Below are 9,557 nucleotides of genomic sequence, written 5' to 3' on the forward strand. Positions count from 1 at the left end.
CGGTATCCCCAGGTGGTTCATGGACTTTCCTTCCGCTTGCGGCCGGTCCCGCGCCGCAGGGGGCCCGTCAGGCCGGTGATCTCCGTCAGGCGCAGCGGCCCGGCGAGGAGGACGACGACGAGGGCCAGTGCGGCGGTTCCCGCCCCGACCGCGGCGAAGTCCCCGAACCGGTCGGCGGCGCGGGCGGCCGCGTACCCGGCGGCGGCCGCCGGGGCGCAGGCCGCCAGCAGCCGCAGGTGGGTCCGCACGGCGGTGGTGCGGCCTCCGGTACGGGTGCCCGCGCGCGGGCCGAGCCGGCGGGAGAGGGCGTACGCGGTCACGGTGGCGCCCACGAGGAAGGCGACGGAGGAGGCCGCGGCCATGCCCGTGACCGCCCAGCGCGGCGACAGCAGGGCGTACGCGGCGGCCGACAGGCCGGCGTTCAGGCCGGCGATGACCAGGTTGAGGAAGAAAGGGGTCCGGGTGTCGGAGAGGGCGTAGAACCCGCGGGAGAGGACGTACTGCGCGGAGAAGGCGACCAGGCCGGGTGCGAACGCGGCGAGCACGCCCGCCATGACCTCGATGTCGGCGGCGCCGGTGCGGCCGTACCCGAAGACGCTGCCGATGACCCAGGGGGCGAGGACGGCGAAGAGGGCGGCGGCGGGCACGACGAGGGCGGCACTGGAGCGCAGTGCGTACGAGACGTCCTCGCGGACGGCGGTGAGGTCGCCGTCGGCGGCGGCCGAGCTCAGCCGGGGCATCAGGGCGGTGACGAGGGAGACGGTGATGATGCCCTGCGGGACGATCCACAGCTGGTAGGCGTTGCTGTAGGCGGTGTAGCCGGCGCCCCCGGCCAGACCGGCCTCGACGGCGTGCCGCCCGGTGGTGGTGGAGAGCCGGGTGACGACCCAGTAGGCGATCTGGTTGGTCAGCACGAGCATGACCAGCCATCCGGCGTTGCGCAGCGGCCGGCCGAGGCCGCTGCCCCGCCAGTCGAAGCGGGGGCGCCAGCGGAAGCGGGCCGCGCGCAGCGAGGGGATCAGGGCGAGCGCCTGGACGACGATGCCGGCGGTGGTGCCGAGGCCGAGCAGCCGGGTCTCGGCGGCGGTGAGGCCGTCCGCGGAGCCGTGGGAGGCGTAGAGGAAGAGCCCGAAGACGCCGATGACGACGACGTTGTTGAGGACCGGGGTCCACATCATCGCGCCGAACCGGCCGCGCGCGTTCAGCACTTGGCCGAGCAGGGTGAAGAGCCCGTAGAAGAGGATCTGCGGCAGGCAGTAGCGGGCGAGGGCGACGGTGGTGCTCTCCTGGGCGCCGCTGTAGCCGGTGTACGCCGCGACGATCTGCGGGGCGGCCAGGACCGCGGCGGCGGTGAGCAGGACGAGGGCGGCGGTGCACGCGGTGAGCAGCCGGTCCGTGTAGGCGGCGCCGCCGTCGCGGTGCTCCTTGGCGGCGCGGACCAGCTCGGGCACGAAGACGGCGTTGAGGGCGCCACCGACGAGCAGCATGTAGAGGATGTTCGGGACGGTGTTGGCGACGGCGTAGCCGTCACCGAGCAGGCCGGTGCCCAGCGCGGCGACGACGACGGCCGAGCGGAGGAAGCCGGTGGCGCGGGAGACGATCGAACCGGCGGCCATGAGGGCTCCGCTGCGGAGCACCGAGGGCTTCCCGGGCTCCGCAGCGGGCACGGAACCGGGTACGGGTACGGGTGCCGGTAGCTGTGCGGGCACGGAGGCGGAACCGGGCACGGAGCCGGGCGCCGGCGCGGCTTCGCCGCCGGGCGCGGAAACGGCCGGCGGCGGGACCGCGGGCGGCCCCGGAGCCGGCGGGACCGTGGTGCGACGGGTCACCGGCGGGCCGGGTAGGCCTGGAAGGCCTTGCAGAGGGCCGTGTTGGCGTGTCCGTCCACCGGGTCTCCCACTCTCCGAGCGTCTCGACGACCTGTCCGCCGGTGCCGAGCTTCCCGCACAGCAGCCCGAAAGCACGTTCGTCGGGTCAAGGGTGGAGGGTACCCCGCGCATGTCGCATTCGTCCGCTCCGCGTCCATGTGCGTCGCACCGCATGCGCCCTTGCAGGGCGTTGCCGGGGCGGACCTCGCGCCCGGCGATTGTGACCGGACGATGACCGTTCTGCTGCGGTGCACGTCACAACCGGAAAGTGGAGATTTTCCACGTAATGCGCAACCTAGAGTCGCCGTGTTCGCTCTCCCTTTGCGAACGGTCATCACTTCGGAGGGGTCTTCGTTGAGCCGCATCAGCAGCACCAGGCGCACCAGGCGCACCGCCCTGTCCCGCCGCCGGTTCCGCCACGCCGCGGTGGCGGGCACCGCACTCCTGGCCGCCGCCCTGACCGCCTGCGGGGGCGGCGCCGACGCGGCGGGCGGCGGCAAGGCCGCGCTGAAGCCGAAGCCGGACATGGCGATATCGGTGAACCTCACGGGCGACCAGGTGAAGGCGGGCGGTCCCGTCACGGTGACCCTGGCCGAGGGCAGGCTGGCCCTGGTGAAGGTGACGGACGCCAAGAACGGCGAACTGCCGGGGAAGATATCCGACGACGGCCGGACCTGGACCTCCGAGCGCAACGCCTCGCCGGGTACGGACTACCAGGCGGTGGCGCAGAACACCGACAGCCAGAGCGCCACCACCCGGTTCCGGACCTCCGCCGCCGACAAGGTGAACAAGGTCTCGATCAACGTGCCCAAGGGCAGCACCGTGGGCGTCGCGATGCCGGTCTCGCTCGTCTTCGACAACCCGGTGGCGAACAGGGCCGAGGTGGAGAAGGCGCTGAGGGTCACCACCTCCAACGGCACCGAGGGCTCCTGGGGCTGGTTCAAGGACTACTCCGGCAACGACCGGGTGGACTGGCGGCCGAGGGAGTACTGGAAGTCCGGCACGGACGTGAAGGTGGAGATGAACCTGAACGGAGTGGACTCCGGCCGGGGCGGCGGCCTCTTCGCCCGCGACTACACCACCGAGTTCACGATCGGCAAGGACCGCCGGATGGAGGTGGACCTCGACGCGAAGCGGATGACGGTGAGCGAGGACGGCGCGGTGGTCGAGACCATCCCCGTCTCGGCCGGCACACCCGGGGGCCAGAAGGCCTCCTGGTCGGGGAAGATGGCGCTGATGTCGAAGGAGGGCACCATCCGGATGGACTCCCAGACCGTGGGCCTGGGCGACTCCTACGACAAGATGGTCGACTTCTCCATGCGGCTGACCTGGTCCGGCATGTACGCGCACGCCGCCCCGTGGAACGCGGGCAACTTCGGTCGCGCCAACACCAGTTCGGGCTGTGTGGGCATGAGCGACTCCGACGCCCGGGACTTCTACGCACGGGTGCAGGTCGGCGATCCCTTCGAGGTGGTGGGCAGCGGCTCCAAGGGCAACCCGGAGCTCGGCAACGGGTACGGCGAATGGAACCTGTCCTGGGACGCGTGGAAGGCCAAGAGCGCAGTGGCGGGCGGCGCCGGCAACGGCTGACCGGCGGCGCGCTCCGAACACCCCGGGACTGACTCTCGTTCAATTGTTACCACCACGTAACTTACGACGGGTTACCTTCGGTAATCCCCTCCCGTTACCGTCGGGTCACTTTCCCCACCCGGCGCACGCGAGGAGCGATTGATGGAACGCACCACCACCGCCGCGGCGGTGGCGGCCCTGCTGGCGGCAGCCGCCCTGGGCCTGGCCCCCCACCAGGCCCAGGCGGCTCCCGCACCTGCCACCGCCACCGCCGTCGCCTCCGGCGTCCCGACGGTCTCGGACGCCTCGTCGGAACTGCGGTTCCACGACATCCCCGGCTCCGGCGGCATCACGCTCAAGGGCAACGTCTTCACCCCGGCCGGCGCCGAGCCGGGCCGGAAGTACCCGTTGATCGTGCTGCCCACCAGCTGGGGCCTGCCGCAGATCGAATACATCGCGCAGGCGAAGAAGCTGGCCGACTCCGGTTACACCGTGGTCAGTTACACCTCGCGCGGCTTCTGGCTCTCCGGCGGCGAGATCGAGGTGGCCGGCCCGCCGGACACCGCCGACGTGTCGGCCGTCATCGACTGGGCCCTCGTCCACACCCCCGCCGACGCCGACCGCATCGGACTCGGCGGGGTCTCGTACGGCGCGGGGATCAGCCTGCTGGCCGCCGCGCACGACAGCCGGATCAAGGCCGTGGTCGCGATGAGCGGCTGGGCGGACCTCGTGGCCTCCATCTACTCCGGCCGCACCCAGCACCTCCAGGCCGCCGGACTGCTCGGCGGCGCCGGCTACCTCACCGGGCGGCCGGGCCCCGAACTCCAGTCGATCCTCGGCGACTTCCTCGGCTCCCGCCTCGACCGCGAACAGCAGATGATCGACTGGGGCAAGAAGCGCTCGGCGGCCTTCGAGGTCGACCGGATCAACGCCAACGGCGCCGCGATCATGCTGGGCAACGCCTGGGGCGACACCATCTTCCCGCCCAATCAGTACGCCGACTTCTTCGAGCGGCTCACCGGACCCAAGCGCCTGGAATTGCGCCCCGGCGACCACGCGACGGCCGAGCTGACCGGACTGCTCGGCCTGCCGAACGACACCTGGACCAGCGCCCACCGCTGGTTCGACCACCACCTCAAGGGCGAGCGCAACGGCATCGACTCCGAGGCCCCCGTCCAGCTCAAGTCCCGCAGCAACGAGGGCTACGAGGGCTATCCGGACTGGAAGTCGGTCGGCGCGGCCGGCACCGAGCGCATCGCGCTCTCCGACAGCGAGCACGTCTTCGCGAACGTCGACTCCGGGGCCAACGGCGGCATCGTCCTGCTCTCCAACCTCCTCGACCAGTTCGTCAAGGCGCCCCCCGCGGCCTCCATCCCCCTGCTGCCCCGCTCCTTCGCCGCCGTCTGGCAGTCGCCGCGGTACGACCGGGAGCGACGCGTCCGCGGGGACGTCCGCCTCCACACCACCGTCACGCCCACGAAGTCCGACGGCACCTTCGTCGCGTACCTCTACGACGTCGGCCCGCTCGGCATCGGCAAGCTCGTCAGCAACGCCCCGTACACCTTCCACGGCAAGACCCCGAACCAGGCCTTCGGCGTGGACCTGGAGCTCTTCTCCACGGCCTACGACGTGCCCGCCGGCCACCGGCTCGCCCTCGTCGTGGACACGGTCGACCCGCTCTACATCGAGCACAACCCCGCCGGCGCGCAGCTGACCTTCTCCTCGCCGCGCACCGATCCCTCGTACGTCTCGGTGCCGCTGCGCGAGCAGTGATCCACGGCTGCTGCCGGGCGGGGCGGCGGCTCTCGGGGCTGCACCTGGGTCCCCCCGCGGGCCGCCGCGCCCCCGCGTTCCCGGGCAGCGGCTCGCCGCCGGCCGTCGGGCGAGACCCCGGCGTGCTCAGCCCTCGGAGGCCTCCGCGTACGCCTGGCTGAGCTCGGGGGATCCGGTCATCGCCCAGGACACCCCCGACTCGATCACGTTCAGTTCCCGGCCCGAGGCCAGCCGGATCACCGGCTGGCCGTTCGGCCACACCTGCCAGCCGGCGCCCGGGACGGACCCGATGATCACCGTGCCGAGGTAGAAGCCGGCGTCGTTGCCCAGCCACGGCACGACTTCGGGGTCCCGCCGCCAGCGCGGCATCACCTGGTCGAGCGCTTCCAACGAGGCCGGGGTGGCGTCGAGTTCGAGCCCGGCCGCCCTCGCGTGGACCCGCAGCACCTCGCACTCCGCGAACAACTCGGCGACGCCCTCGGGATCATCCGCGAGTGCGGTCGCGAGCCCGGCACCCTGTTCCGTCGCGTGTCGGTTCAGCCAGTGGTCCAGGAAGGGGATGTGCATACCACCCAGACTCGCACCAGGATGCGCCCCTGGCCACAGGGCGCGCCTGGGCCGGGCGCCCGGTATCCCCGCGCGGACGGGGCTCCCGGGCCCCTCCGCAGGCGCGCCCTACCGGTCGAGGTCGAGGTCCACGACGACCGGCGCGTGGTCGGAGGCACCCTTGCCCTTGCGCTCCTCGCGGTCCACGTAGGCGTCGGTGACGGTCTTGGTGAAGGCCTCGTTCCCGTACACGAGGTCGATGCGCATGCCCCTGTTCTTCGGGAAGGCGAGCATCCGGTAGTCCCAGAAGGTGTACGGGCGGTCGTACTTGAGCGCGCGCGGGTAGACGTCGCGGAGCCCGGCGGACCGCAGGGCCTCCAGGGCGGCGCGCTCGGCGGGCGTCACGTGGGTGGCGCCCTCGAAGACCGCCGGGTCGTAGACGTCCTCGTCGGTGGGGGCCACGTTGAAGTCGCCGAGCACCGCGAAGGGCCGCGGGCCCGCCGCGTCCTCGGCGACGGCCTCGGCCAGGGAGCGGAACCAGTGCAGCTTGTAGCCGTAGTGGTCGTGCTCGACCTCGCGGCCGTTGGGCACGTACACCGACCAGGCGCGGACCCCGCCGCAGGTGGCGGAGATCGCGCGCGGCTCCTGGACGCCCTCGTAGTCGGGCCCGCCGGGCAGCCCGAGGGTCACGTCCTCCAGGCCGACCTTGGAGAGCAGTGCCACGCCGTTCCACCGGCCGGTGGCGTTGACGGCGGACTCGTACCCCAGCTCGCGCAGCTCGGCGTGCGGGAACTGCTCCGCGGAGCACTTGGTCTCCTGGACGCACAGCACGTCCGTGCCCGTGCTCTCCAGCCAGGCGAGCAGGCGCGGCAGCCTGGCGGTGATGGAGTTGACGTTGTACGTGGCGATACGCATACGGGCCAACCTATCGCCTGGCACCGACAGTCACAGTTCGGCGCTGTCCCCGGCGGTGAGTCGGCCGTGGTCGGCGCCGGACAGGGCGCCCAGGGCGCCGTCGTAGACGGGCCGGGCGATGTCGGAGAGGTACGCGTCGTGGATGTCAACGGTCCGGCGCGGCTTGACCTCGCGGACGTAGTCGATCACCTCGGCGATCTTGTTCCACGGGGCGTGCACGGGCAGCATCAGGGTGTCGACGGGCACGTCCGGCACGGTCAGGGCGTCGCCGGGGTGGAAGAGGGAACCGTCCACGAGGTAGCCGACGTTCGTGACCCGCGGGATGTCGGGGTGGATCACGGCGTGTAGTTCGCCGTGCACCCGGACCTCGAAGCCGGCGGCGGTGAAGGCGTCCCCGTGCCCCACGGTGTGCACCCGGCCCGGATAGGCGGCGGCCAGCTTCCCGGCGACGCTGCGCAGCGTCCACAGCTCGGCGGCCGGGTTCGCGTCGAGGGCGGCCCGCAGCCTGCCCTCCTCGAAGTGGTCGGGGTGCTCGTGGGTGACCAGCAGGGCCTCGGCCCCCAGGCCCGCGTCGGGTTCGCTGAAGGCGCCCGGGTCGATGACGAGCACGCGCCCGTCCTTCTCCAGCTGGACGCAGGAGTGCAGCCGCTTGGTGAGCTTCATGGAGTCCAGGCTAGCGCTGCGGCCCGGCGAACCCCTCCGGTCACGGCACTGGCGCTGCGGCCGGGAGGTCAGGGAGTCGTGGCGGAGACCACGTACACCTTGGCGATGCGCGGGTCGGTGGCGTCGACGGTGATGTCCCGGGTGGGCCGCGGGTCGTCCTGTTCGAGGGTGGTGCCGATCCACTCGGCGTGGGTCTTCCAGTTCCAGCCGGCCACGGCGGTGTCGTGCGCGGAGATGGACACCCCGGGGGTCAGCGCGTCCCGGCTGGTGCCGACGGAGGCGAGGAAGGCGTCCAGCTCGGGCGGGGTGACCGCGAACTGCGTGTACAGGCGGCTGGTGCGCCAGTTGTTGGTCTCCAGGAAGCCGACCCGCCAGGCCTTCTCCGGGATCGGCACCTCGTAGATGCTGCGCTGCACCTTCGAGGGCCAGCCGGGGCGGACCTTCGTCGCCGTGACCTTGGCGGCCTTGTCGCGGCCGCTCTGTCGGCTCTGCTGGGCGGAGACGGCCAGGTATCCGGCGGGGACCCCGACCAGCAGCAGGATGATGATCGCGGTGACCCAGCGGCGCCGGACGACGTGCCGGCGGTCCTCCGCCGGCGGCGGCACGGAGTCCCCGTCCGGGGCGGAGGCCTGGTGGGGCAGGGAGGGCGGTGTCACGGCTGGTCGTCGTCCTTGGAGTCAGCGGGGCCCGCGCTGTCGGGCCGGCCCAGCTGTGCGTAGCGCTCGTAGCGCTCGACGCGGCGGCGCGTGGCGCGGCGGAAGCGGCGGGCGACGAGCCGGGCGAGGTCGGCGGCGCCGACCATGCCGGCCTCGGGGCCCAGCTGCGCCTTGGCGATACGGGCCTCGGGCCGGTAGCCGCGGCCGGTCAGGTGGCGGCGGAAGGCGTCCCGGGCGGGCCCGATCAGCAGGTCGTCGGCGGCGCTGACGCCGCCGCCGATGACGAAGCAGGAGGGGTCGAGGGCGGCGGCGAGGTTGGCGATGCCGACGCCGAGCCACTGGCCGATGTCCTGGAGCAGCTCGACGCACATGGCGTCGCCCTCGCGGGCGAGCTCGGTGATGAGCGGTCCGGTGATCTCCGAGACGTTGCCGCCGACCCTCGCGATGATGTTGTACGCGACCGGGGAGTCGGCGACGGCCAGCTCGCGGGCCTCGCGGACCAGGGCGTTGCCGGAGCTGTACTGCTCCCAGCAGCCGCGGTTGCCGCAGGGGCAGCGGTGCCCGCCGGGGACGACCTGCATGTGGCCGAACTCCCCCGCGACCCCGTACCGGCCGCGCTTGACCTGGCCGCCTTCGAGGATGGCCCCGCCGATGCCGGTGCCGAGCGTGATCATGACGAGGTGGTCCTCGCCCCGGCCGGCCCCGAAGCGCCATTCGGCCCAGGCGGCGGTGTTGGCATCGTTGTCCACCATGACCGGGACCGCGAGCCGGGACTGGAGCGCGTCGCGCAGCGGCTCGTCGCGCCAGGCCAGGTGGGGTGCGAAGAGGACGCGGGAGCGGTCGGCGTCGACCCAGCCGGCCGCCCCGATGCCCACCGCGTGCACGTCGTGCCGGTCGGAGAGGTCCAGCACCAGCTCGACGATGGTGTCCTCGACGACCTTGGCGCTCTTGGACTTGTCCGGGGTCTCCGCGCGGATCTTCTCCAGGATGATGCCGTCGGCGTCGACGACGCCCGCCATCACCTTGGTGCCGCCGATGTCGATGCCGACGGTCGGGACGCGCGGGGCGGTCAGGTGCGACCGGCGCTCACGGGTGCCGATGGTCCGCAGGACGGTGCCCCGCGCCGCCCCCCGGTGGGCGAGCGTGAAGTCCCGGTACGTGCTCATCGAGTCGTGCCGTCCCTCATGGTGCGGTGGTGCCGGACGGGCCGTCCGGGCCTGGTGTGGTGCTGTCTGGCCCTGATTCTGCCACCCGCTCCAGCTCGTGGCTCAGCTCGTCGAGCTCGGAGCCGCCCGCCATCTGCCGGGTGAGCTCGTCCAGGGTGATCGAATCACGGGTGTGGCTGCCCGCCATCGTGCCGCGCTTGAGGAGCACGAAGCGGTCCCCGACCAGGTACGCGTGGTGGGGGTTGTGCGTGATCAGGACGACGCCGAGGCCCGCGTCCCGGGCCGCGGCGACGTACTTCAGGACGACGCCGGACTGCTTGACGCCGAGGGCGGCGGTGGGCTCGTCCAGGACGAGGACCTTCGCGCCGAAGTAGACGGCGCGGGCGATGGCCACGCACTGC

The 9,557-nt window shown here is 72.5% G+C and carries 8 protein-coding genes and 2 pseudogenes; 2 read left to right on the forward strand and 8 right to left on the reverse strand.

Translation table 11 applies throughout. The features are described from left to right. Window positions 1–17: 17 nt before the first annotated feature. Both murJ and ACFWU6_RS05645 read right to left on the reverse strand, forming a co-directional pair. Window positions 18–1,667: a murein biosynthesis integral membrane protein MurJ gene (gene murJ, locus ACFWU6_RS05640; protein ID WP_383803157.1), complete on the reverse strand. Its 1,650-nt coding sequence runs from the start codon at window positions 1,665–1,667 to the stop codon at window positions 18–20. Window positions 1,668–1,825: 158 nt separating this feature from the next. Continuing rightward, window positions 1,826–2,078: pseudogene (locus ACFWU6_RS05645) on the reverse strand (peptidoglycan bridge formation protein FemAB); the annotation flags it as partial. A 153-nt stretch (window positions 2,079–2,231) separates the two neighbouring features. On the opposite strand from ACFWU6_RS05645, the gene ACFWU6_RS05650 reads away from it, so the two are divergent. After that, window positions 2,232–3,458 carry an Ig-like domain-containing protein gene (locus tag ACFWU6_RS05650; protein ID WP_383978731.1) on the forward strand — a complete coding sequence of 409 codons (1,227 nt, stop codon included), beginning with the start codon at window positions 2,232–2,234 and terminating at the stop codon, window positions 3,456–3,458. Between the two features lie 141 nt (window positions 3,459–3,599). Continuing rightward, window positions 3,600–5,210 carry an alpha/beta fold hydrolase gene (locus ACFWU6_RS05655; RefSeq protein ID WP_383803159.1) on the forward strand — a complete coding sequence of 537 codons (1,611 nt, stop codon included), beginning with the start codon at window positions 3,600–3,602 and terminating at the stop codon, window positions 5,208–5,210. 126 nt (window positions 5,211–5,336) lie between these two features. Here the strand turns inward: ACFWU6_RS05655 and ACFWU6_RS05660 are convergent, their stop codons facing one another. From ACFWU6_RS05660 to ACFWU6_RS05685, 6 genes and pseudogenes are all read right to left on the reverse strand, one after another. After that, window positions 5,337–5,777, reverse strand: coding sequence for a DUF6278 family protein (locus tag ACFWU6_RS05660; protein ID WP_383803161.1), 441 nt, complete (start codon window positions 5,775–5,777; stop codon window positions 5,337–5,339). Window positions 5,778–5,885: 108 nt separating this feature from the next. Continuing rightward, a complete protein-coding gene (locus ACFWU6_RS05665) occupies window positions 5,886–6,671 on the reverse strand; it encodes an exodeoxyribonuclease III (RefSeq protein ID WP_383978706.1) in 786 nt (261 codons plus the stop codon). Window positions 6,672–6,701: 30 nt separating this feature from the next. After that, a complete protein-coding gene (locus ACFWU6_RS05670; protein ID WP_383803165.1) occupies window positions 6,702–7,334 on the reverse strand; it encodes an MBL fold metallo-hydrolase in 633 nt (210 codons plus the stop codon). Between the two features lie 68 nt (window positions 7,335–7,402). Then, window positions 7,403–7,990, reverse strand: coding sequence for a hypothetical protein (locus ACFWU6_RS05675; protein ID WP_383803167.1), 588 nt, complete (start codon window positions 7,988–7,990; stop codon window positions 7,403–7,405). After that, window positions 7,987–9,156: an ROK family glucokinase gene (locus tag ACFWU6_RS05680; protein WP_383803169.1), complete on the reverse strand. Its 1,170-nt coding sequence runs from the start codon at window positions 9,154–9,156 to the stop codon at window positions 7,987–7,989. The genes ACFWU6_RS05675 and ACFWU6_RS05680 overlap by 4 nt, the downstream gene beginning before the upstream one ends. Before the next feature lie 16 nt (window positions 9,157–9,172). After that, a pseudogene (locus ACFWU6_RS05685) lies at window positions 9,173–9,557 on the reverse strand (sugar ABC transporter ATP-binding protein); the annotation flags it as partial.

The sequence above is a fragment of the Streptomyces sp. NPDC058674 genome, assembly GCF_042716505.1.
Lineage (GTDB): Bacteria > Actinomycetota > Actinomycetes > Streptomycetales > Streptomycetaceae > Streptomyces.